This is a genomic window from Limibacterium fermenti, assembly GCF_041902845.1.
GTDB classification, from domain to species: Bacteria; Bacteroidota; Bacteroidia; order Bacteroidales; family Dysgonomonadaceae; genus Limibacterium; species Limibacterium fermenti.
The window spans coordinates 3246597-3272173 of the sequence record NZ_CP159486.1; the positions used below are offsets into that span (position 1 = coordinate 3246597).

The 25577-nt window shown below is 31.5% G+C and carries 22 protein-coding genes; all 22 read right to left on the minus strand.

Going from position 1 to position 25577, the window contains the following annotated elements; genetic code table 11:
* Positions 1 to 11: 11 nt before the first annotated feature.
* Positions 12 to 683 (minus strand): ABC transporter ATP-binding protein, encoded by a 672-nt coding sequence (locus tag ABNK31_RS14105; protein ID WP_418893114.1) that lies wholly within the window; start codon positions 681 to 683, stop codon positions 12 to 14.
* Complete coding sequence (locus ABNK31_RS14110; RefSeq protein ID WP_418893115.1) at positions 676 to 2880, minus strand: O-antigen ligase family protein; 2205 nt, start codon at positions 2878 to 2880, stop codon at positions 676 to 678. The genes ABNK31_RS14105 and ABNK31_RS14110 overlap by 8 nt, the downstream gene beginning before the upstream one ends.
* A gap of 19 nt (positions 2881 to 2899) precedes the next feature.
* Positions 2900 to 3601 (minus strand): YIP1 family protein, encoded by a 702-nt coding sequence (locus tag ABNK31_RS14115; protein ID WP_418893116.1) that lies wholly within the window; start codon positions 3599 to 3601, stop codon positions 2900 to 2902.
* A gap of 14 nt (positions 3602 to 3615) precedes the next feature.
* The gene (locus tag ABNK31_RS14120) at positions 3616 to 4899 is read right to left on the minus strand and encodes an ABC transporter permease (protein WP_418893117.1); all 1284 of its coding nucleotides are present in this window, start codon (positions 4897 to 4899) and stop codon (positions 3616 to 3618) included.
* 2 nt (positions 4900 to 4901) lie between these two features.
* Complete coding sequence (locus tag ABNK31_RS14125; protein ID WP_418893118.1) at positions 4902 to 5948, minus strand: ABC transporter ATP-binding protein; 1047 nt, start codon at positions 5946 to 5948, stop codon at positions 4902 to 4904.
* Positions 5926 to 6366 (minus strand): hypothetical protein, encoded by a 441-nt coding sequence (locus tag ABNK31_RS14130; RefSeq protein WP_418893119.1) that lies wholly within the window; start codon positions 6364 to 6366, stop codon positions 5926 to 5928. The genes ABNK31_RS14125 and ABNK31_RS14130 overlap by 23 nt, the downstream gene beginning before the upstream one ends.
* A gap of 7 nt (positions 6367 to 6373) precedes the next feature.
* The gene (locus tag ABNK31_RS14135) at positions 6374 to 7414 is read right to left on the minus strand and encodes a hypothetical protein (protein WP_418893120.1); all 1041 of its coding nucleotides are present in this window, start codon (positions 7412 to 7414) and stop codon (positions 6374 to 6376) included.
* A gap of 235 nt (positions 7415 to 7649) precedes the next feature.
* Positions 7650 to 8153 (minus strand): signal peptidase II, encoded by a 504-nt coding sequence (locus tag ABNK31_RS14140; protein ID WP_418893121.1) that lies wholly within the window; start codon positions 8151 to 8153, stop codon positions 7650 to 7652.
* A gap of 42 nt (positions 8154 to 8195) precedes the next feature.
* A complete protein-coding gene (locus ABNK31_RS14145; RefSeq protein ID WP_418893122.1) occupies positions 8196 to 8831 on the minus strand; it encodes a lysostaphin resistance A-like protein in 636 nt (211 codons plus the stop codon).
* Positions 8832 to 9039: 208 nt separating this feature from the next.
* The gene (locus ABNK31_RS14150) at positions 9040 to 9897 is read right to left on the minus strand and encodes an IS3 family transposase (protein WP_418892547.1); all 858 of its coding nucleotides are present in this window, start codon (positions 9895 to 9897) and stop codon (positions 9040 to 9042) included.
* Positions 9894 to 10181 carry a transposase gene (locus ABNK31_RS14155; protein WP_418892548.1) on the minus strand — a complete coding sequence of 96 codons (288 nt, stop codon included), beginning with the start codon at positions 10179 to 10181 and terminating at the stop codon, positions 9894 to 9896. Before ABNK31_RS14155 ends, ABNK31_RS14150 begins: the two co-directional genes overlap by 4 nt.
* A gap of 45 nt (positions 10182 to 10226) precedes the next feature.
* Complete coding sequence (locus ABNK31_RS14160) at positions 10227 to 12056, minus strand: B12-binding domain-containing radical SAM protein (RefSeq protein WP_418893123.1); 1830 nt, start codon at positions 12054 to 12056, stop codon at positions 10227 to 10229.
* A gap of 112 nt (positions 12057 to 12168) precedes the next feature.
* Positions 12169 to 13776 carry a B12-binding domain-containing radical SAM protein gene (locus ABNK31_RS14165; protein WP_418893124.1) on the minus strand — a complete coding sequence of 536 codons (1608 nt, stop codon included), beginning with the start codon at positions 13774 to 13776 and terminating at the stop codon, positions 12169 to 12171.
* Between the two features lie 241 nt (positions 13777 to 14017).
* A complete protein-coding gene (locus ABNK31_RS14170) occupies positions 14018 to 14167 on the minus strand; it encodes a hypothetical protein (RefSeq protein ID WP_418893125.1) in 150 nt (49 codons plus the stop codon).
* A gap of 34 nt (positions 14168 to 14201) precedes the next feature.
* Complete coding sequence (locus ABNK31_RS14175) at positions 14202 to 15518, minus strand: radical SAM protein (protein ID WP_418893126.1); 1317 nt, start codon at positions 15516 to 15518, stop codon at positions 14202 to 14204.
* 2 nt (positions 15519 to 15520) lie between these two features.
* Positions 15521 to 16594 (minus strand): efflux RND transporter periplasmic adaptor subunit, encoded by a 1074-nt coding sequence (locus ABNK31_RS14180; RefSeq protein WP_418893127.1) that lies wholly within the window; start codon positions 16592 to 16594, stop codon positions 15521 to 15523.
* 5 nt (positions 16595 to 16599) lie between these two features.
* A complete protein-coding gene (locus tag ABNK31_RS14185; RefSeq protein ID WP_418893128.1) occupies positions 16600 to 17847 on the minus strand; it encodes an ABC transporter permease in 1248 nt (415 codons plus the stop codon).
* 748 nt (positions 17848 to 18595) lie between these two features.
* The gene (locus tag ABNK31_RS14190; protein ID WP_418893129.1) at positions 18596 to 19084 is read right to left on the minus strand and encodes a hypothetical protein; all 489 of its coding nucleotides are present in this window, start codon (positions 19082 to 19084) and stop codon (positions 18596 to 18598) included.
* 2 nt (positions 19085 to 19086) lie between these two features.
* Positions 19087 to 21288 carry a peptidase domain-containing ABC transporter gene (locus ABNK31_RS14195; RefSeq protein WP_418893130.1) on the minus strand — a complete coding sequence of 734 codons (2202 nt, stop codon included), beginning with the start codon at positions 21286 to 21288 and terminating at the stop codon, positions 19087 to 19089.
* A gap of 81 nt (positions 21289 to 21369) precedes the next feature.
* Positions 21370 to 23232: a B12-binding domain-containing radical SAM protein gene (locus ABNK31_RS14200; RefSeq protein WP_418893131.1), complete on the minus strand. Its 1863-nt coding sequence runs from the start codon at positions 23230 to 23232 to the stop codon at positions 21370 to 21372.
* An 88-nt stretch (positions 23233 to 23320) separates the two neighbouring features.
* A complete protein-coding gene (locus tag ABNK31_RS14205) occupies positions 23321 to 25165 on the minus strand; it encodes a YcaO-like family protein (protein WP_418893132.1) in 1845 nt (614 codons plus the stop codon).
* Between the two features lie 242 nt (positions 25166 to 25407).
* Positions 25408 to 25554, minus strand: coding sequence for a hypothetical protein (locus tag ABNK31_RS14210; RefSeq protein ID WP_418893133.1), 147 nt, complete (start codon positions 25552 to 25554; stop codon positions 25408 to 25410).
* Between the last annotated feature and the right edge of the window lie 23 nt (positions 25555 to 25577).

A 25577-nucleotide genomic window follows, 5' to 3' on the forward strand; every position in this document is an offset into this window, starting at 1 on the left:
AGTGAAGATATCTATTTAGCAGAGTAGATTATTCCATCTTTTATATTAATAATCCGGTTAGTTGCTTTGGCTATTTCCGACTCATGAGTTACAATAATCATGGTAATTTTCTCCTCTCTGTTGATAGCTTTCAAAAGATTTAAAATTTCTCGCGAATTCTGGGAGTCTAAAGCACCAGTTGGCTCATCCGCAAGAATTAAACGTGGGTTAGTAATCAATGCCCGGGCTATTGCGACTCTTTGTTTTTGTCCACCGGACAATTCCGAGGGTTTGTGGTGCCACCACTCTTTTAATCCTAATTGTTCAAGATAAGACATAGCCACTTTGTTTCTCTCTTTTTCCCCTATTTTCTGATAATAAAGAGGAAGTGCTACATTCTCTAACGCATTTTTATATTCTATTAAATTAAAAGATTGGAATACAAAGCCGATGTATTTATTTCGATATATGGCAGCTTCTCTTTCTGTTAAGTTCTTCAGTAAAACATTGTCAAAAAAATAAGAGCCATCATCATAATTGTCTAAAACTCCTAAAATATTCAACAAGGTAGATTTACCGGAACCGGACGCTCCCATAATCGAAATCATTTCTCCTGACTCAATTGATAAATTTATACCTTTCAATACATGCAAAGGAGTAAGAGCCGTTGAATAGCTTTTATGTAAATTTTCAATTTTAATCATAAAAGCTTAACTTAAAAGATGGGGTAATATAGTCCAATAAACCGTTGGGAATGACATCATCTTTATTCGTTTCTAAAAAATATTGTCGTTTGCTCTGCGATGAATGTACCGAACGTTTATTTTCCCAAGCCTTTTCGGCAGCCTTCTGATATGATTCATACTTTGAAATATCATTAATATTTTTGTAATAGGTGGCAAAAGCAAAAAGAGGAAGATGGTCAAAAGGGGACAGGAAAAGACATTTCTTATAGTAATTTTTCATCGCTTCGTAATTTTTTCTTTTTTGCTCAATCAATCCCAAATAAAACCAAGGTCGGCTTAAATTTGGATGGAACTGAGTTACATGCACAAACTTTTTATAAGCTTGTTCCGTTTCTCCAATAGACAATAATAATTTTCCACTTTTGGCATCAATTATAGAACTATATCGGACAGCAAGTCTTTGTAATAAATCATCGGATATATCTCTCAATAACTTCTCTGCCGCTAAGGGATTACGTTCTTTTAAATCATTGAAAAAAGGAGAATCTACAATGTCAGGCGATAATAATATTGCTCTTTTGAAAGCTGCAAATGCTTCTGCTTCATTGCCAATAGATTCTTCTATCAACCCTTTACTTATATGGTATAAAGCAATATTTGGCTCTGTTCTTACAGCCCTAGATAAATATATATAAGCTGAATCTTTTTGTTCAATTGACCAGTAAAGCCACCCTAAATTATGCTGAAACATAGCGTCCGATGGACTTAATTCATTGGCTCTTTGAAATAACTGAAGGACCTTTACGAGTGAATCTTGTTGTGTTCTTGTCATGTCTTGTTTGAAATGAATATTCAATTCTCTTTCATGCTCCAATCCTTTTTTTGCAATGGACAAGGCATTTTCCGGTTGTTTGTAAAAATAAACACCAATCAATAACACAAATGCCATTGTACTAATTATTAGTGGCTTTTTAAATATAGTATAAGTACGTGAATAATTGAAAGACAATAAAACTAGAAACAATAACAACAATCCACTGTTGTAAAATAAGGATGAAAAGAACAATTCCCTAAATAAAATTGAAATAACACCTATAAGAATAATACTATTAGTTGCTATACTTAATTTATTTTTTCTTTTTTTGATCCCGGTAACTAAGTGAAAACAAAAAAAACCGATAATACTTAGCCATAAAGAAAAGCCAATCCATCCTTTCTCTAAAATTAACTGTAGAAATGTATTGTTCGTTCGTCCGGTAAACGCATACTCAACATTAAATTCTTGAGAATTGCGACCAAGAAGAGCATAATTTTTTGATCCAATGCCAAAAAAAGGCTTAACATTAGCTGTATTTATCACTTGCTCCCATTGGCTCAACCTTCCATCTACACTTCTTTGATGACTCTGTGATTGCTTAAAAGAAGATTGAAAACTTTCGAAAAAACAGAAAATAAAAAGAGATAGAGAAAATAGTGCAATTGCATTTCCTATTAGAATCTTTTTAATGGGAATTACTTCATAGAAAATGAAAAAAATATTCAGCAAAATAACAAAAAGTAGAAGAGCTAAAATTCCTGCTCTTGAAAATGAAATCAGAATATTAAATATTAATACTCCAATAATAAAAATAAAAACTAATCTGACATATTTCTTTTTCCACAATAAGAGTAGCCCCATAAAAGGGAAAGGTAAAAAGCATAATATTATGGTAACCCATTCATTGGATAAAAACCCCATGGGGTTGTATAAAAAACGAAATTGTGTGAAATCACTAAATCCGTAAATGCTGGCCTCGTAATATTTAAAAAAGAAAATGGGTATATTGAATAATGCCAGTAACCCTCCGAGCAAACTAATAAATCCGATTAAATAAACTTTATACTTCCTATTCGCCTTATTTTTCAAGAAAAAATCAAGAATTATAAAAAAACAGAATATAACAATAAGCTCCCTCAAAAATAAAATGCTATTTGGTTTATAATCTGAAAAAAAATAATTGATAACTTCAAACAGTAAAAGAAGTGCTACTGAAATTGTAATAGTAGAGATACACAACTTCCCATAAAAGCTACGTAAGACCGTAAAACCTGTTAGTCCAAGAATAAATACCAGCACAGGAATATAGAATATGGATAAAATCCACAAGTCTACGCATAATACGAGGCATAAAAACGCCATGATACTTTTATCCAAGACTAACTCCGTCTTACGCATAATTTTAGTGAATATAGTTCTATAACATCCCTGATTTTGCCAACGTAAGTTGAGAAAAATACACGGACATAGTAGGAATCAGTATTGTAATTATCCACAATAAAAATGCGATAGAAAATGCTTTTGCATATTTAATATCGGTAAACATTTTTAGACCAACACTCAATAGTATGATAAATGCTATTTGAAAAGGATTTATATAGCCTAAAAACGTATATAGGGTTGGACCAACTTGATCAACAGAGGTGAGCATATTAATTCCCGTCGAGACAATTTCATATGGATTTGTTATTGCATCTAAGCTACGTATATAAAGAATCCCGGTATTAATTAAATCACCAAGCACAATAACAAATGTGCTGAGCGTAATTAATGTTAGCGCTTCTTTATACTTTAATTTGGCTTTTGCTAAAGCACCAATGGCATATAAAAGTAAAGCGTAAAAAAAGATTGTTAAAGCATACATTATAAATGAACCAAAGGCTTGCAAATATCTCATTTTATACGCTACCTGTGATATGGTTTCCCTTTGATTTTCGGGAATATTCATTGTTGAAAAAGTCAATGAAGTTATTTTCTCCATAATAGGCACCATTAAAATCAAATTAAGCAACATCAAAAATAAAACGATAATCAAGCTCGTTGTTGGAAATTTACCTGCGGTTTTTATTTCATTGAAAGTTTTTGCAGGACGAAGTAGTGTCGAAAATAAAGTATTCATAGATGTAAATTGTATTAATTAGTTTTTCTTATCCAGGATATTATGTCTTTTATATTTATCTTCTTACCCGTAAATAAAATAGCAGTTTTATATATTTTCCCTGATAACCAGATAATCAAAGAAACGGTTGTAACTAAAAGTGCCATAGATAAGAGTATATCTTTTACGGGAGCTCCATAAACCACACGGCTTGTCATAATTATCGGAGATGTAAATGGAATAATTGAAAACCAGTAGGATAGAGTGCTGTCGGGACTATTTATCGTGTTAGATAAGACGAAAACAGACAGAATTAATGGAATAGTAACGATCATTGTTACTTGCTGAATGTCATCGCTGTGATTAGCAGTTGCGGATATGGCCGCAAATATGGATGAATAAAGCAAATAACCTCCTACAAAGAAAAATAAAAAAACGGGAATAATTACATTGAAGTCAATCTGACTCAAGTTGCTTAGAATTTGATTTATATCTTCAGGGCTTATACGGTTACTCATCATCTTGTTGTTAAGAAGCATTTCGGAACCGCTTGAAAAAAATAATGAAAAACAATACATGATTATAAGCCAACAAGCAATTTGGGTAAGTCCCAATAATGCTATGCCAATTATTTTTCCAATCATGAATTTTACAGGAGAAATAGAAGTTATTATTAATTCTACAATCCGGTTAGATTTTTCTTCCAAGACCCCTCGCATTACTTGAGAGCTAAACAGAAAAATAAACATATAAATGGTTACACCTAAAGCTAAGCATAAAGAACGCTGATACCCGGCATATCCTGTTTGTTTATTTTCGGTTCCAACCCGTATATTCTCTATTCTCACAGACTGTTTTGCCGTAAAAATTAGTGACTCTATGTCACGAATGCCGTAAACACTCAACTTATCGTTAACAATCACTTTTTCTATTTCCGATTTAATTCTGTTTTGTAAAAAAATGCTTGGTTGTTTTGCACTGTAATATTGAACATTCATTCCTGTAGAATCAGAAGACACTACATATATAATACCTTCCCATTGATTATTCAATAACAATTGCTTTATCTCTTCAATAGGTTGATTTTCGAGCCTTTCAACTGAGAATTCAGAGTCTTTAAATGTTCCGTCCAAAGCATGTGTCGGATCAACGATACCAATTTTCAATTGCTTATAATCTTCATGTTGCTTGGCAAAGTATGCCGGTAACACAAATATGGAAGACAATAACAGAGGGGTTAACAGCGTAATCAAGATAAACGACTTCGTTCGTACCCTGGTTACATATTCGCGCTGTATCACATGTAGTAGTTCATTCATAATTATTTGTTTATATCATTATTTGAAGTGATAGATTCCACAAAAATATCGTGCATAGAAGGGAGAATTTCTTTATACGAAATTATTCCAACTTTCCTTAATATATTAAAGAGTACAGATTCCGCTTCCGATTCATTGTGAAATTTTACTCTTGCGCAAATAAAATTGTCATTTCTTTGAATCAACAATATATCAGACTTATATTTAAGACATTCATCCTTAAATAATTCTTCGTGTTGTTTAAAACAAAACTCATACAAGAATGACTTTCTTTGTTGTTTTATTTCATTTACTTTCCCGGACAAAAGTATCTTTCCTTTATCAATTAACACAACTTGATCACAAAACTGTTCAACCGAATTCATGTCGTGAGTTGAAAGGATTATAGTCATTCCGGATTTATTAAGCTCTAAAATTTCTTTTCCTAACACTTCCCGGTTAATGGGGTCCAATCCGGAGAATGGTTCATCCAATATTAATAAATCCGGTTGATGAATAACAGATATAACAAACTGAATTTTTTGTTGCATTCCTTTAGATAAAGTGTCAATCCGTTTATTCCACCAATCGGTTATTTCTAATTTTTCAAACCATTCTTTTATTCTTTTTTCTGCTTCCTGATGTGTTAGTCCTTTTAATACCGCCAAATAAATAGCCTGTTCGCCAACTTTCATTTTTTTGTATAAACCACGTTCTTCAGGTAAATAACCAATCCGTTTTATACTTAATTTGTTTATTGGTTGTTCGTTAATAAGAACTTGACCTGAATCAGGAGTAATAATACCTGTTAGGATACGGATTAGCGTAGTCTTACCAGCTCCATTAGGACCTAAAAAACCAAAGATAGCATTTTGAGGTATTCTAAAATTGACACCATCTAAAGCTTTTACACACCTAAAATCTTTTTTAACTCTTTCTATATTTATCATTTTTTTATTTTGTTGATTATTTTGTCCTAATATAAATCTCAAGCAAAACCCATTGTTTATATCTTTTTCGATTGGAGTATTTTGTGAGGAGTCAATTTCATAATTGATTATCTTTAACATTTAATACTTGGAGTCGTTCTTTAATTTTGATGATTTTCGCCTCTCTTTCTAAAGAAAAAGTTTTCGACATTAAGTTACAGAAATTATATAGTTGTAACGTTTTTTCAATATATAAATTAGAATCACTAAAATTACAATCAATAACTGTATGAAATAGTAAATCAGCTAAAAGTTCAATATTATCAACATTGAATCCTACAAAAGTTGATAAATATTCTTTTGATTCTTCACAACCTAAAATTAAATATTTGTCAAGATCGAAGCTAATTTCATTCAACAACAACATTTTGATGTTTTCAATCTGCTTTTCAATAGTTATTGCCGAATTATCTTTACCACCTAAAAACTTTTGATAAATATTACTTATAATTACTCCAACTTTTTCTATTTCTTTCAATATAAAATCTCTCTGAATCATAATATTTCTATAGTTTTTTTAAGATCGTCTTTATATTAAATTTATTCATTGTTGTCTCAATTTCATTTCTTATTTGTTTCAATCTTTCATAATTACATAAATTTCCATTCTCGAATTTCTCTATAGAGTCCATAAACTTTTCCATATAATTTATATCATCAAATGGTGATGGTATATGAGTTGAAATATTCATATTTTGTAATTGAATAGCCACATCTTCTCTATCATAACATTGTGTGCCAATTGTTATAAATGGCTTGAGATGGAGCAATGGATAATGATAAATTCCATTACCGCAATGATGAATTATCAAATCAACATTTTCTGAAATATAATGTAACGGGAAAAAAGGATTAAAAAAAATACATCTTTTATCTACATCAAATGGAGGAAATACTGTAGTGGCTATTGCATATTCTTTTTTTATCAAATACTTAAATATTCCAGATATATCTTGATTTTCAACAAGACCTGTTGTCAGAAAGATTTTTTTCTTACTTTTATTCTCATTAAAAAAAGCTTTTATCCTACCTAATAATGAAATTTCTATTTGATCATTTGGGATTAAAGGGCCAGAAAAGTAATATGATTTTGTATCTACAAAAGGTGGCAATTTTTCAATTGAAGCAATACCTGGAATTATTTTTATAGGTGGATTCAAGGCATTTTTTAACTTTAAATCTAATGCATATTTTGCAACGTAGTATTCTTTATTGGTCAAATCATCTGAATTGCCAGTGTAATTTTTATACCTGAAGATCATAAATCGTTTACCATTAATCAATTCTTTTTCAATTGAATGTACATGTAAAGGATTTCTTATAGCAGGATTAAGTATTCTAAAAACCCCTGTACGCTGTATGGATATAACCGGAATATTCCTTTGTTCGCAATATTGATAAATATCAAAAGAAAAATCTTCTATAATAACATCAGGTTTATATTGGTCAATTACTTTATTTCTATTATCTAAGAATGGATGGATTGCTTTTAAATTGATATAGTTTGTGTTTTCTTTAAAAGTAGGAGGAGAATAATCAAAATCCAACCTATTGACCTTGTATAATTTACTATAGTACTCGTCAGAATTAGGAAGAAGAAAGGAACACTCAATTCCCTTTATACTTCTAAAATACTTATAGTACAAAACCAGTAAAGGAATTTGATGTGATTTTTTATAAAATGGTATAAATAAGAACTTCATAAATAATGATTAAGTATCCGTGCCATGAAATTGGACACAAAGTTTGACTAATTTTATTATAGTGTATCGAGAAAATATTCTAAAATAATTTTTTACCTTTTATATTTATTATAGCCTTATTCTTATTTAAATAAATCAAAAAAAGAATAGCGAAACAATTTAAATATATATCTTTTAAATCAAATACAAATAGTGGTTTTAAATAAATATAATCAAGGCACCCATTTTCCCAAATATATGTAGATATCAATACAGATATTATCCCCGAAAAAGCAAAAATGAAAGAAATATCAAGTAGTCTTGTTTTTTGTAAATTCCGTAAATAGTAATATAAAAGAATAATCACGATAAATGTTATAATGTTTAGAATTAAATGAAATGGCATGCCTAAATCAATATTAAATTTATTATGAAGCAAATGGTTCAAATAGCTATACTTATTGTTAAATGTTGGATGGAATTCCAAAATTGGATTCAATATAATAAATCGGCATTCAAAAAAATAAATGTTGATTATTATTTTGATCAATTGGTCAAGAAGCGTAAAAAACAACGTAATAAAAATAATTTTATTGATTTTCATAATCTATTCTATTTAACATTGAGGTACATATCCTCCCCTAGTTTATTCAATAATATCAACTTTAGTTTTACTAAATAAATACTTCTTGTATACGTAAACCATTATATTATTCAATGAATGGGCAACAATTACAGATAAGAGATTATTTGAATATAAGGTAATTGCCGAAAAAACAATAGCCATAAACATAAGCTCAATAACCTTTTTATTAAAATGAAATAAATAAAATAATAATGCATTTACTGCAATAGAAATAAGGGGTGAAAACAGCCTGTTAAAAAATGAGAGTAAAAATGACCTAAATATAAATTCTTCAACTGATGCAAGCAAGGTTATTACTAAAAATGTCTGTATTAATGAAAAGGAAATAAGATCAAGATCTAAAATTGACAAGTTATTAATGAATTTAGCAGAACGATTAATTTTTTTTCTGAAAAAGGTAATAAGGTAGGTAATCGAAAAATTCACAAAAAAAACAAAAACTCCAGTCATAACACCTAAAATTATATTTCTTATTGAAAAGAATATGGTAATAGGGGAAAATACATATAATATACCATTGATTACTATCAACAGTATAATTATAACAATTGAAAAAACTCGTTTTATCTTCTTTTTTTTCAGTATATGAAATTTATTTTCTTTGCTTAAATAAGAAACACTACTCAGTCTTTGCATATATATTTATTATTAAAATACACTACTCCCCAGTTGTAGGACAGGTATTATCACTTTATTAAGTGCGTTAAGATAAATATCTTCATACAAATTTATACTTATTATTTGGTTTATAATACTTTTCTTTCATTTTATTCGCTGTTTTTTCTTTAGCTCATGGAGCGAAGGCGTAGCCGAAGCGGAATGAGCTAAAAAAAGGCTCTCCCTATCAGGCCGTTTTCAGCCGTCCCGTTCCACATTGGAAGACTTCTATCGGCGGTCGGTAGCCAAGGCTCTGATGGAGCCTGTCGTGATTATAGAACCGGAAGTACCCGTTCAATCCCTTCCACAAACTGTTTCCATCGTCATACGCATGCAAATAGATGTGTTCGTACTTCACACTGCGCCATAAACGTTCAATAAAGATATTATCGATGGCACGACCTCTACCGTCCATACTGATGCGAATCTCATGCCTTTTCAGGCAATCGGTGTAAATATCCGAAGTGAACTGACTGCCTTGGTCAGAATTGATTATTTCCGGTGTTCCATGTACCGAGATAGCCTCTTCGATACAATCCACACACCATTCCGCGCTCATCGTGTTACTCAGGCTCCAGCCCACCACATAACGTGAGTAAACATCGATAATGGCAAACAAATACATAAACCCTTTCGACATGGGAATATAGGTGATGTCAATGGCCCAAACCTGATTCGGCCTGTCAATCTTCAGCCCTTTCAACAAATAGGGGTATTTGTGCCCATCCTTTCCCGGGATAGTGGTCCTTGTGCCCGGATAAAGGGTCTGCCAACCCACCATGCGCATTAACCGTCTGAGCCGTTTACGGTTGATTCTATACCCTAACAGGGTGAGTAAGGGTAGAAGTCGCTCAACACCATAAAATGGAGTGGAAAGATATTGTTCGTCCAACCAACGCATAATCCCCAAATTCTCCTCACTTTCAGGAGAAGGGGTGTAGTACAACCCGCTACGGTGAATCGAAAGCAGCTTGCATTGACGCACTATACTCATCTCCGGAGATTGACGTTCGACCAATTCGCGGCGTACTTCCGGAGGCATCATCGCAGCTTTTTTTTTAACCAGTCATTGTCAACCTTCAATTCCCCTATCTGACGATAAAGTTCTGCTATCAGACGGTCTTTTTCTGATAATTCATCATGCCCGACACTCTTTTCAAAGACCTTGCTTCCTTCTTCCTTGAAAGAACGTTTCCACTGGCTTACCTGATTGGGATGCAAATCATATTTTTTACACAAACTTTCAATGGTTTCTCGTTCTTGCAATGCTTCCAACGCTACTTTGGCTTTAAATTCAGCACTGAATTTTCTCCGACTTCCTTTATTCATAATTCTTTGTCTTTTACGCACAAAGATACTACTTAACTTCTTGTCCTAATTTTGGGGAGTATTATAAAATTCAACAAAAACAATAGCCATTTTAGCTTCTAAAGTCTGGTAAAATTCTGCAATATATTCTAAAGATAAATCATCAGCTTTTGCAAATATTTCATATAGTGTATTTTTACCTGTTGCTTTTTCCCATAAATAAGCATTTTTCCCATCAATAATTGTATTTATTCCACTTAAATCAATAAAATTATACTGGTTCGTATCTTTATTATATTCAATTTCCCAAAGCCTTAAAGGAGATAGAGTATGAGATTTCTGAATAACATCTATTTGAGTTGAATCTACTGTTGTGGATCGTGTTACGATTTGTAAATACTTTTGAAAAGACGCAAGTCTACCTAATGTATCTAATATACCATTTTGATGAAATGTAACTCGATTAGGTTCTGTAAAGTATTTTATTATTTTGTTCCTTGGATATTTAAAAATATTTTCATTGATACATTTTAATATCTCTCCATCAGTATATGGTTTTAGAGCTATTAATTCATCTAGCGACAGAGATTTTGGTCTACATACAATATCATTCATTCCAAAGCGTACAAACTCAAAATCATCAATTAAAATTTCTATATTATATTTTTCAGGATTATTTCTAAGTGGAGTTCCATGAAACGGAGTTACATAAGCATTCGAAATATTTAACTTAAAGTCAGATAACTTTATTAGATCCTTAATAAAATTTAAGCTATCCTTAAACTCATTAAAAGTTTCTTCGGGATTTCCTAATAGTATATTACCATGTACTAATAGACGTTCATATTTAGCAGTTTCATTTATGACTTTTTTTGTCTGTTCTAATGTAATGTTTTTATTATAAATATCCAATACCTTTTGATTACCAGATTCTACGCCCAATTGAATTTTTCTAAGTCCTGCTTCATACATTACAGACAACAATTCTGGATTCTTTGATAGAGCATCAATTCTTCCCTCACAAAACCAAACAAATCTATATTTTTGTCTGACTTCTTTTATCATTGAACACATATCTTTAACTCTTTTAGGAGAGGACGTAAATGTATCGTCTGAAATTATTAAATAATCGGTATTTGTTTGAGAAATGAAATACTCTAAGTCCTGTTTTACTAATTCTACTTTTTTTGCTCTATATTTTCTTTTTAGACTTCCTTCTACACAAAAAGCACAATTGTGAGGACATCCTCTTCCAGACATGAAAAACTTATATGATTTCCTCAGCTTGTCTAGAATGTGAGTATAGTCATCTTCTTTTACGCCAGATGGGATTATCCAATACTTCTTGTTTGATAATATCGCATATTGAGGGATTGGCAACGAATTGACATCAAGCGGCATTGCATCTACATTCTTTATTATTTTGCCATTTTTTTTGAAAGAAATACCTCTTACATGTTCAAATGATCTATTTTGACTAATACATTTAAGAATTTCTACGAGCTTAACTTCTCCTTCTTCTCGTACAACTACATCACATTCGCATTTTGATAATGTTTTTTCATCAGCAAAAGAAGCTTCAGGCCCTCCTAATATGATTGTAGTTTTAGGAAATTGATTTTTTATACTACTACAAATCTTGTATACATAACGAATATTATCCGAATTAGTAGTCATGCCTATTGCATCAAAATTCCATTTTTTAAGTTCATCTATGATACCCAGAATAGAGTAATTTAATAGAGTTTTTACATTTAACACTTTAAAACTCATATTGTATTCCTCTAGCATTGCACCTATTGGAAATAAATATCCAAGAACCATTGCATTTACATTAGTTTGTGGTTCAAGTCCATCTATGAAAATAATGTTCAATTTAGATTCTGAGTTTTTCATTGCTTATTAATTTGTTTCAATTTTTTTAATTATCTTAGATCCCCTCAGTAGTATTACAACCTTTTATGCAAATAAGTTTTTTATTATAACTAATTATTGCTGCTTTAAATATTTAAATTTTTAAATATTTCCGGTAATTTAGTTCTAAGTTCATTTCCCAGACATTAAGAATTGAAATAATAGTTTGTTTGTTAACTTTACCTGATGATTCTTGATTTAATAATGACACTATTTCGCCTAAAGAGAATCCACTCAAAATATAATTGATTAGAACTATATTTAAATTCGATAAATCACTTTTTAATTTTTCTTCTGGGAGATACTGCTTTTGGGTAAAAAATACTGGAGTATAATCATCTAGATTTTCTTCTATTTCCCACGAGTAATATGTATTAAAACTTTCATTCTTAATTGTAAATACCATGTATCTTTGTGTTCTTCTTATAAATTCTTTTTGTGTTTGAGTTTTAATATTATAATTATGTTCTAATTCAAATTGCTCATAAAGTGTTTTTACGGGGATATTTTTCCTAAGTTCATTCTTTGTTGCATTAATTTCTTTCAGCATATCTTTTTTATACATAGAAAGTTCTAAAGTACTTAGAGCTTTCGAACCTTGTATGAATTCTCTTTTCTTTTGACATATATCTTCATATTTATTATTTATTGGCAATTTTTCAGGGAAATAACAATGTAAATGAATGTCACATAAAGCAGTTGTCAAATAAAGTAATCTCATTATGAATTCTTTTGTTTCTAATAGGGATTTTTTTGTTTCTGAAGGCATTCCTATCATGAAATGTAAGACTATATTAGGTATTTTTGCTACCATTGCAGAATTAATTATTGATTCAACATCCATCAAAGAATGGTAAATGCCGTTTTTCGCCAATAATTTTTCATTTCCACTTTCACAACCAATCTCAATTCTTTTCAATTTTGCTTCAGTCATTAATTCTATTAAATCAAGATTATTAATAATAAAATTAGGCATAATAAAACAAGACCAGGCAAAATCGTATTCTGTTCCTATTTCGATTAGTTTAGAACAAAATTTTTCTACAAAATCTCTTTCACAAGCAAAATTATGATTTATAATATGGAAATATTTTATTCCCAACGATAAAACTGTCCTAATATCTTCAATAATAATATCAAGACTTCTATATAATATCTTGGAGTCATTAATATTACAATACTTGCATTTGCCTTTACAGCCAGTTCCTGTATTTATCGTAATTGTTTTTTCTTGAATATTCCTTATCAAGGAGAAATCTGTATTTAAATTATATTGATTATTGTCAAAATGAAGGTTAAATTTATTTAATAGAATGTTGATGTTTTCAATCAAACTATATTTTTCATTATAGATTACATTTTGGGGAGATTTGCCATTCAGTAAGTATGATAGATTTTCATTAATTGATAGGAATATTACATCTATTTTTGTTTTGAAATTATTTAGGTCTAACCGTAATAAGGGAAGTATATTATCAATATTTGAATAAAAAATAGCTACTTCTATTTTCTTTTCTTCTATGAATTTATATAGCTTTTCTTTATTAAAGTCCTTCTCACTTGCATTAATGTAAAATGTGTCTTTGTTTATTTTCTTGAATGCAGAGGCATATAATAAAAAGACTGAATTTGTTGAATTATCTCTATAATCATTAAATATATTTGAATAATCAGCCCAGCCATCTATAAAAAGAAATCTCATCGTATAATGTGTTAAATAATTAGTACAAACCTTGCATGGAATACATAAAATAAAGTATATCAAATAAGCGTTTTTAGGGAAATTTCGGCAAAAAAAGATTTTTCGGAGGGGACTCACTATTTATATTTATACTCGAATTATCTATGAAAATTTACCAATCTTTTTTTAATACCCACCTACTTGCTTGTAAGTAGGTGGGTAAAAGAGCTGTCTCGTTTTGAAACAGCACCCAATTTCAACCTTATTCGCCCCCACTACAAGTTGTGGAAATAACAATGGCTCCAATTACAATATAACATACCGCTGTTATAATTCCAACCCCGCCTTCTGTTGCATAACCTTCATCTACAGTTTGCATACTGTCTAATTTCTCACTAAATAAATCATTCATGATGATAAAATTTAAAAAATTAATAATAAGTTAATCACACTATATCTAATGATAGATATATTTTTTTATCAATAAATTCTTTTTTAATCAAGTCTTCAATTACCAATTTTGTAGGTTGGAAACATTGTTGTTCCATACATTTATACATCAGTTTATCTGTATAGCATCCTGTTTTGCAAATATCGATTAGATAACATTTTGAACATTGTTCATTATTCTCTTCCAAGCAATAAATCTTTTTAAGGTCCTGAGGTAAATTCAAGGGCAGAGTTAAAGAATCCAAAGACCCAATAACATATTCTTCATTCCCACACATTCTATAGCAAGGATATATCTTGCCATCTACATCAATTGTAATATTCCAGATACCTATTCCACACACGTTATAAATTTCCTTTTTAGTAATTTTTTCAAAAACTTTTGATTGTACTTCTTTTAAGTATCGATTATGTTTAAGATTAGCAATATATGATTTTCTATAGTCTTTCAAATCAAAAGCGTATCCTTCATGAGAATTAGGCATTACTGGTTTTAAAGAATAGTTGTATATTCCAACGTAGGAATTCAAATGGTTATAACAATTGTCAACATATTGAATAGTTTGATTTGTTAGTGTTCCGGAAAGGGAAACAAGAGAACCGTATCCATTTGCTATGAAATTTTTTATCACTTTGTCCACAATAGCAAAGCTACCTTTACCGTTAGTGAATTTCCGATGCGTATCATGTGCTTCTTTATTCCCATCAAGAGATATTTGAATCTTAAAATTGTTTCTAATGAGAAAATCTGTTTTTTCATTATTAATTAATGTCGCATTTGTTTTGATGCGATATTCTACTTTTAACTCTTTACTATTAATATATGCTGCAACCTGTTTTAGTAATTTAAAATTAAGAAGTGGTTCTCCTCCGGTAAATATTATAACCCAATCTGTGCTATTATCAGTAAAAAAAGTATCAATTGCTTTTTTTGCAATATCAAAAGACATATCTTCCAATTTTCGGTATTCACTATCTTCAAAACAATAAGAACATTTTAAGTTACATTTTCTAGTTACATTTAATGTTAAGGTACTTACTTTTTGAGATAAGTCAATTTGGATATATTCTTTATAAGTATCATCCACAAAAAACTTGTCTTTTACTTTGTTTAAACGCTGCTGAAATTCTTGAAAAACGGATAGCGGATATTTTTCTTTCAAAATAACCATAGAATTTTCAATATTATTCACTTCACATAGTTGGATAAACTCAGACATAATATCAGATACCCGACAAAAGAAAGGTGGGGTCAAGAGTCCAATTATACGAATTCCTTTTTCTTGAATATACATTAAATTCCTTAACTTCATGGTTATTTCTTTACTTTACTTTTTATTCCTATTCCACTTATTATTTCTGCATTTATTCCGTCAGATATTCCAATATCGACATATTTTTCTTTTAATTTGCCATTTATTAAGACATGAGTAAATGTTGAGTCATTCCGGAAACTCAAACTTGCTTCAGGAATAGCTATCACATCTTTCTTCTCCTTCAAGATAAACTCTGCCGTTGCATTAAAGCCGGAATAAATCCGTACACTATCAGGTAGTGTAAACACAGCTTCGATGTCATACTTCATTGTTCCTTGCTCCCAATAGCCTTTCGGCGATATTTTTCGAATTATAGCTTCTGTAGTGAAGCCTGGCATTGAAGTGGGTAAAACAGTCAATTTCAGACCTTTCTTTAGAGCCAACACATCATTTTCAATAATTTTCCCTCTAAAAAGAAACGAGTCTAATCTCGCAATCAATGCAACGGTTGTACCATCTCTGAAGTTATTTCGCTCTACCACAGGTGTACCTTCTTCCAATGGTAAATCAATAAGGGTGCCATCGGCGGTAGCTACTACAACATTCGAAACGTTACTGGAGGGAATATAGCCTTCTTGCAATAGGCGTAACTGATTTCGGGCGTGTTCATATTGTTCTTTGCTAATTCGATAGGATTTCTCTATTTCCTCAAACTCAAATGGTGTAATAATACCTTTTTCATATAGTTTCTTATCCCGCTCATAACTTAACCTATTCCTTTCAAATGTTATCTCGGTTGTTTTTAAATTCGTTTTTGCGTTTTCAATTTGTATGGGTTCTGAAAGAATTTTTATTTTGGCAATACGCTCTCCTTTTCGAATTCTATCACCTATGTTTACATAATATGTCTCTAAAATACCGGCAATAGCTGATTTTACTTCTATCTCTTTAATGGGATATAAATTGCCGGAAATGACTTGTTTTTGAGTTATTGTCATGATTTGGGGAGAAATGGTCTGAGAAATAAGTCTCTGCTTCTCAGATTGCTTCTCTGCAAAGAAAATGGCTCCTGCCCCCAAAATAAGAAATGAGAGAACCATGCTGATTATATGTGCCTTATTTTTCTTTGCCATGTTTTTTAAACAGCCTTGTTTAATGTTTCGACAGGCATAATTTCTGCTGCTTTTTGAGCAGGAAATAATCCGGCAAACACACCCGATAAAATCAACAGAATAAATGCAGGAAATACGATATGCCATCCAAGCGATGCACTTGCAAATATTTCTTGCTGCCCCGTTTGCAATGCCGAAACAATCCAATTATATATACCTATACCAATGTACCCAAGGAATATCCCAATTAAACCAAACAACATAGTAATAATTAGAGCTTCATATATGATTAAAAATTTAATGCTTTCGGGTGTGGCACCCAAAGCTTTTCTAATACCAATCTCGGTTGTTCTTTCTTTTACAACAACCAACATAATATTAGTAATACTTATCATTCCTGTTAATAAGAAGCAAATGCCTAAGACCCAAAGAAAAATATCTATACCTTTAAAGAGACTATTAAATGCAGAAACCTGCAGTTGAACATTGTTTACATATAGAGCTCCTCTGTCGTTTTTATCAAATCCTATTTCTTGGGCGATAAAATTGCGTAATTCGTTTTCAAAGGTTTCAACTTTTGTTTTATGATGTAAAAGAGCGCCAAACGTATAAAAATCGTTGTTTAAATTAAAAGTATTCTGTAGGGTCACAATAGGTATATAAATACTATTTCGCTCCATCATACTGAAAATTGTCCCCGTTTTAATTATACCAACTACTTGAAAAAAAACTCCATTTATACTAATTTGTTTCCCTATTGGATTCTGGTTCTTAAAAAGAGTTTCTTTTATTCTGTCTCCTATAACAACAACTCTTCTCTTCTGCTGATAATCAAAATCATTTAAAAAGCGTCCTTCTTCTATTTCAAGCAATTTAATCGTATTGTAATTCTGATCAATTCCTTTTACATCAAAATTTCCACTAAGACCTTCAAAACGAACGGGATTTGCATTTTCCAAACTGATTTCAGAAGATATATATTGAACCTCACGGAATCTCTTTTTTAGTTTACCTTCAAGAGATTTGTCAAAATGAACCCTGGAGCCGGATTGAACTCCTCCAATCTTTGCATGACTTACCCATTGACCGGTAATCCAGATGCTGTTTGAAGCGTATCCACTAAACATGGATAGCATTCCGGAGCGAAAACCGTTTCCTGCACCCAATAATACAATTAATATAAACATTCCCCACGCAACACCAAAACCAGTAAGCATAGAGCGAACTTTATGAACTTTTATTGAGGCTAATATTTCTTTTAAAACCTCCCTCATCAGTATTTTAGCTTATGGTTTATAACGTTATTTATAAAAAGAGTAATTGTTCACTTTTAGTATTATATCAATGTTATTGCGTTTAATCGAAATCTATATCTTGTTGTCTGTATGTTTTGTCCAGCTATACTTCAGGGAAAATGAATAACTGATAGTACTTCGTTACAAAAGTATATAAAATAAATTACTAAACAGTAATTAAGTTAGTCTTTAACATTAAAATTTTTCTTTTTTAGAACAAACAAAAAAACAGATTAAAGAAATTCTCTCTAATCTGTTTAAATAATGGATTGAAATGTAGTGGTTAAAGGATTAATTACAAACAATATAATCTTCTTCCAGTAATTTGTTTTTAATTATTATTTCAATTCCTGATTGATAAGAATTTGGAGTTAAATCTACCAGAGTGAATAGTTTCCCGAAATAGTTCTCTATACAATACTGAATAAGTGAATTGTAAGAATAAAACCCTAAATAAAGTTTTTGAACCAATGCTCCACACAAAGCCTTTGAATAATAGCTTGTTTGTCCAAGCATAATCAGCAACTTACAATATCCCAAGACTTTGAGTTTATATCGTTTAACCTTAATTTTTATCTACTTCTTCATAATTAACCCTTAAACATTATCGGAGGTATTAAGAAATTATCCTTCTCTAACACTACTAATCCTATTGAATGACTCATTTATTGTTTATTTATCGCAATATTATAAATAATAAAAACTCAAAGAAGAACAATTGATAATCTCAATTTTTCACTTTTTTCACCACCCACATCATCACACTCTGTTTTTCAAGTAAAATTTTGCCTTGTACAGTTAAAGGTTTATCCAATAAAATGTTTTCAGATATATTATCTATCGGGATAAGTGTAGCCGATTGCCACGCTTCTTGTCCGGAAAGTTTCACGTTATTCGAAATTTCTTCAATTCGGAATCGGGAGGGCAACGGCATCTCTGACCATGGGTTAAGACTTACTTCTGTAAACTTAGCTCTATTTTTTATTGCACTTCGCGGGATGCGAGCTGAGTAATGCAGTATACTGTCATCGGTTTGCGTTACCGTTATTTCCACACTTATGCTGGGTTGATACGGAATAAACGCCGAAACTCCCACAAGGACAAGCAGTGACAACCCGATAATAGCAATGCCATAGCGTAACAACACCGGCGGAACCTGCCCGATGATGTTACGGACTTTCTCGCTTCGGAGTTCTATGTGTTTTTGTCGTTCCATTTTCAATTTCCCAATTCCAACTGATTTTTTACCAATTCATAATATTTCCCACGTTTTTGCGTAAGTTCTTCGTGTGTACCCACTTCGGCAATTTGTCCGGCATCGAGAACCACAATCTGGTCGGCATTTTTTACCGTGCTTAGCCGGTGGGCGACCACGATAACGGTTTTGTCTTGATAGAAATCCGCCAAATTCTCCACAATCGCCCTCTCGTTATTGGCATCCAAAGCATTGGTGGCCTCGTCCAAAAAGATAAACGGCGGATTTTTATACACGGCACGGGCAATTAAGATTCGTTGTCGTTGCCCCTGGCTCACGCCTTGTCCGTCTTGTCCGATTTGGGTGTTGTAACCGAGTGGCAACGCCTCAATATAATCGGCAATATTGGCTACTCGTGCTGCGTAGCGCAGTCGTTCCAAATCTATCTCGTCGTCCGAGGGGGCGATGTTGCGGGCGATACTATCTGAAAAGAGATAACCTTCCTGCATCACGGCTCCGCACACCGTGCGCCACCAGTTGAGACTGAATTTTTCCAAATTCTCGTTTCCAATCTCTATTTTTCCCTCGTTGGGGGCGTAATAACCCAAAAGCAGTTTCAGAAGCGTGGTTTTCCCGCTTCCGCTTGCCCCCACAATGGCGGTTACTTTGCCCTGCGGAATATTCAGGTTGATATTGTTCAACACATAATCGGGGCGGGCACCGTCGTATTTGAAACAGAGATTTTCGATTTTTACCGAACGATTTTCGGAGAGTTTCTCCACCGTGCGGTTTGCGTCTTCCTCGTTCTTTTGGGTATGGATCTCGTTCATACGGTCTAAGCTGATGTTTACATCCTGCCAGCTGTAGATAAAGTTCATCATTTGCTCTACCGGAGCGTTCAACTGTCCTATAATGTATTGAATAGCCAACATCATACCCAGTGTGAGGTTACCGCCGATGACGGCTGTTGCAGCCAACACGGTAATAATAATGTTCTTCAACTCGTTGATCAGGATACTTCCGGCTTCCTGATTTTGCTGCAACGAGAGCGACTGCATATTCACATCGAAAAGGTCGGCTTGTACATCTTCCCATTCCCAACGCTTGCGCTGTTCGCACCCTTGCAGTTTTATCTCCTGCATTCCAGTAATAAGCTGATACACTACGTTTCTGTTTATTCCCTGTTGCTCGAAATACTTATAGTCCAATACCCTGCGTTTTTTCAAAAAAACCATTATCCACAAGCCGTAGAGTATGCTTCCTGCAAGAAAAACCAAGAATATAGGCACGTTATAGACAAAAAGCACGATGCCGAAAATCACGAAACTGAACACCGAAAAGAGCATATTAAGCGTTTGCACCGTGAGGAAGTTTTCGATACGGCGGTGGTCTTCTATACGTTGCAGGAGGTCACCCGTGAGTTTGGTATCGAAAAACTTCATGGGCAGTTTCATCAGCTTGATAAAGAAATCGGAAATCAGCGATATATTGATGCGCGTGCTGATGTGCAGCAGAATTTTCCGGCGGATAAAGTCGATGGCGGTACGGCTGAAAAGCAACATGGTTTGAGCTATCAAAATCAGCCACACAAAACCGATGTCTTTGCCCTGTATTCCTGTATCTACGATAGCTTGCGTGAGAAATGGAAATATCAATTGCAAAATGCTTCCCAAAAACAAGCCGAGGATAAGCTGCGTGAAAAACCGTTTGTATTTTACCAAGTATTTCCAAAGGAATTTCAGGCGGTTTTGACTCTTTACGGCATCGCCCTCTTGATCAAAAAACGCAGCTGTAGGTTCAAAAAGCAGGGCTACGCCTTTTTCTTCGCCACCAGTTTGGGTACTAATCCAATTTTTGCAAAATTCTTCTTTGGAAAAGCGAATGCGACCTTTACCGGGGTCGGCTACATAGACTTCGTAGCCGTTTTTGCGTGTTTTCTTGATATCATAGACCACCACAAAGTGCTCTTGTCGCCAATGCACGATGCACGGCAATAGGGCTTTTTCTGCTAGTTTTTCAAACGTGATGCGGCCGCCCATGGTGCGAAAACCGATGTTTTCGGCAGCACGGCTTATGCCGAGCATTGACACGCCTTCGCGACTGATATAGGAATTTGCCCGAAGATTATCAATGTTATACTCTTTGCCGTAATGTTTGGAAATCATACCTAGGCAGGCCGGACCGCAGTCCATAGAATCAAGTTGTTTTGTGAGAGGAAAATGCATCTACAATAGATTTTTATTGTATGTCATCTGTTTATAAGTTTCATATTCAACAGCTATATTTAATTGTTTTGAAATAGTCTTTTAAACATTTTTACTTATAAAAATAATTGAAGTTAGATTTTCATCACCATCCATAATGAGTAGATCTTGGTCTATTAGCTCCTGAACACATGTTTCAAAATAATTAAAATCGACATTCTTTTTTTTATTAATTAATGAATAAAGAGTTGTTTTATTTGATATGCATGTTTCTAATTCAAAAAATATTAAATAATACAATTTATCATCAAAAAACAACTCTTTGATCAATTTATTATCTCTATATTCTTTATATAAAACTTCTAAAGTATCTGAATTAACTTTTACGGTATAGCTGTATTTTGTTCTTTTGTAATATCTCAACGCTCGACCAAAAAGATTCCAAAGAGGTTTTTCTGCTTTATTCAAGACAAAATCCATCAAAGAAAAACGATCAATGTCCGTTGTATATCTTTCACTTATCAATTGTTGTAATTCAGAAATACTCCAATCAAGTTCTTGATTCTTATTTTTTATTATTTTAAGATATTTTGAAAAATTCGCAACGCCAAGAGGTATGATCTCAAAACTGAACTCTTCTTCGGATAACAAGAATCTATATGAATGAAGATTATTGATGGATTCCATAATCATCTGATCTGTTTCATTAGGTGTGTCGATAATTATATTTGCGCCTTTTATTAAGATATTATTGTTAATGGCAGATTTAATAAAGAAAAAATTATCTATAATATTTTGCTTCTTATTAATATCTTTAAGAAGTTTATCAGATATTGATTCTAATCCAACTTGGACACTATAAAAGCCAGCTAAGCTCATTTTTTTGATAGTTTCAAAACTAACCCCTTTAGATATAACTTCTGCCATTTTTATCGTAAAAAGAGGATATTCTTGTTTTAATTTTATCAATTGGTCTAAGAAATAATTAAATTCTACCATATCACTTCCTATAACATCGTTATCTGTAAAGAAAAAATTATATGTATCATACTTTTTTATTAGTTGCTTAATCTCTTCTATCAGTAAAGTTGTTGACTTACATCTGAACTTATATCCTTGTGACAGATAACAGAAACTACATTTATTCCAATTACAACCACGGCCTCTTTCAATTGGCAATAAAATTTCTTTTTGTTTAATAATATCCTTATAAACTTTAAAATAATCATCAAAATTAGGGATACAATAATCTGAATTAAAATCTACATAAGTCCTTAAATCACCATTACCTGATTTCATAAGAATATCATTATTCCCATTTCTATAAATAATTCTAGGGATTTGTTCAAATTTAAAATCGTTTCGTTTTATACTTTTCATTAACTCAACTAGTGGTATCTCTCCTTCTCCCCATATTGCAAAATCAAATTGTGAATTTAATTTCATGAAATTATATGCTGCTTCACTATTTGTCCATCCTCCTGAAATAATATTAACGTTAGGAAGAACCTTCTTAATATGATATGATAATAGTGCCGCTGGTGCCCATTGATGAAATTTTGAAGTAAAACCAATATTCAAAATGTTGTTATTATTAATATAGGCAATAGTTTCTTTAATAAAAACAAGATATTTATTAAAAATATCTTGTTTTATTTCTTCAAATATTGATCTATCCGCTAGGAAAAGTTCTGGCCAGAAGCATCTAAAGTAATAATTGATATATTCTTCTTTTTCCGGATTTAGATTGTCAAGAAGTCCAAGGAAAGGTAATAATGCTTCAGTTTCTGTTGTATTTTCTTCTTTAAAGAAGACGTTATCTCTTTCATATAAAAAATTTCCATAAAGTAGTTCACTTTGAAAGCCATGATGTTCTAAGTAACTTTTTAATATAGAAAAAGATGGAGATGGTATGTTCTTTGAAGAAGGGGGCATTAATATGAAAAGAATATCAATATTTTTCATTTTTTATCTTTTAATTTGATTTTCTTCTACTTAAAAAAGGAGAAAAATCGGGGTTCTAGTGTCTTAAGACTATAAAACCATAATTTATTCAATTAAATATGTGATTTTCAAAATCAAACATATTGTAATTAGGTGTAAATTTTTTTTGTTTTTGTTGCATTCTTTTTATTATTGACAAAACATCAAAATACATACAAGAATTTATTAATTCACATTTTTCACAATGAAAACAAGAAGTCCATTCATAATTATCAAATATTTTTTCCGGTTCTCCTACATCTTCAATTATCTCTGTTGCGATTTCTTGTCCATATTTGACAGCTAATAAGGACTTTATATCTAGGTTGTTATGATGTCTATTTTTAAGAACAATGAAATCTCTAATTGCAAAATAATATTTATATATAGAAAAGTCCTTATTCTCTAAAAACAGATTAATGTATTTAAGAGAATATTCATAATTACCAACTTTATAATTAATCATAAAGAATAATAATTCCAAATCAAGTTCGAGTAAATCTTCATCTGTATTATATAAAAAAATATCAGCTGTTTTGTAATCAATCATTTTTAAAAAATTATAGTCTTTGTTTATTGATTTTGCAATGTTGACAAATTCGTTATTATTAATATTTCTAATATCTCTCATTTTGCGAAGGGCCTCCACTGAATCACCAAATAAAAAATAATGCTTTTTGGACATTGGGAATTGGCTCATGCCTGGAACAACAATATAATATGAAGGAAAACCTAAAAATGAAACATCCCTGATATATATATCGAAACCTAACTCTGTTATCTTATTTTTGATAAACTCTAAATCTTCAACATCTGAAATATTTAGAGAAGTATTCAAACCTTTAAATTGATAGTCAGGAGATGCAGAAAATAATGAAATTGGCCAATATCCATTACTGCAATTAAATATTAAATTTCCATTTACGTATATATATTCTTCAGATAGATTTTTAAAATCAGTTTCAAATTTTAAATCAAGCCAATGTATTCCTTTCGGATTTTGATATATTTCTGTCAAACATCTCTCAAGAGCAATTTCAGGATTTAATGATGAACCCAAATTAAAATTGTATTTTCCATTTTTTCGATCAATTATTAATACACCAATTACAGGCAGATTTTTGCCTAAAGAACAATCTTTTATGATAACTTCGTAAGAACAGTCCTTAATGATTGATTTTATACTGTTATATATCCGAGTATCTTTAAAAAAATCTAATTGAATATCAGGGGGTGTTATATTATTATAGTAGAGTTCTCTCCCAACATATCTCTCAAATATTTCACAGAATCCTTGTATTAAAGCCTCATATTGAGTATTTCCACTAGCCATTCCATTTGATCCTGTTGTTATATGAATTATTTCTAAAGGCAGATATATTTCATTTCTTTCTTTAAATGAATAGAAAGGTACTGAAACTACTTGTTTAAAATTCAAATTATCTCTTAAAAATGAAATCATTTCTTGCTCATCATTAATAAATGGGAAAAAATCAAAAAAAATTTTTTTGTTATTTCTAACTGATTCCTCAATATTGATTTTTTTTTCTCTTGGATCAAACAGATATTCTACGAACAAGTCTTTATTCTCAAGTTTATTGTAAAATTCTTCATAGTCACTTTCCCTAAGATTATTTTTTATTGCATATTTTTGACCAGAGATTAAAAAAGAATTTTGAATCCTTTCCATAAATTCAGCGTAAGCACTAGCTAAAGAATATTCATAAGATGTTCCTTTTCCTCCTGTTCCTATATTTAGTTTTTGTAATTCATCAGAAGATAAATACACCCGTCCTGATTTAAATAACTTTGAGTTATTATATTGTATTTCCTGTAGAAACAATTTATTATCAAAAAGAATATTTCTGATTTTTTGAACAGTTTCAAGTGGTGGACATTCCTTATATTTCTTCATATTCATAATTTATTAAGTTTTTTCTTCAGTAATAAGCTTATACTTTTTCTTCTCTCCATAATTTATCAATCAAACGAAAAAGGGGCTGCATCAAAAGTAAAATTAATATCAATTTGTCATTTTGAACGAAGTTTTAACGAAGTGAAGAATCTATTTACTTGCACAAATTAGATTCACCGCATTCAATATGACAGGATGAAACTATGCTCAGACTTTTGGCACAGCCTCTTCAACTCATTATGTTACTTGAACATTTCTTCTGTTGTCTTTTTCTTACCTGTTTGAGTTACTTCATCAAGATCATAAGCAGAACGGGTTCCCCCTTTAGTTTTTTCTAAATCTTTTTTAGCTAACTCAACAATGTCAATTTTTAAAGATTTCTTCTTCATTATTCTATAATTTTTTAGTGATT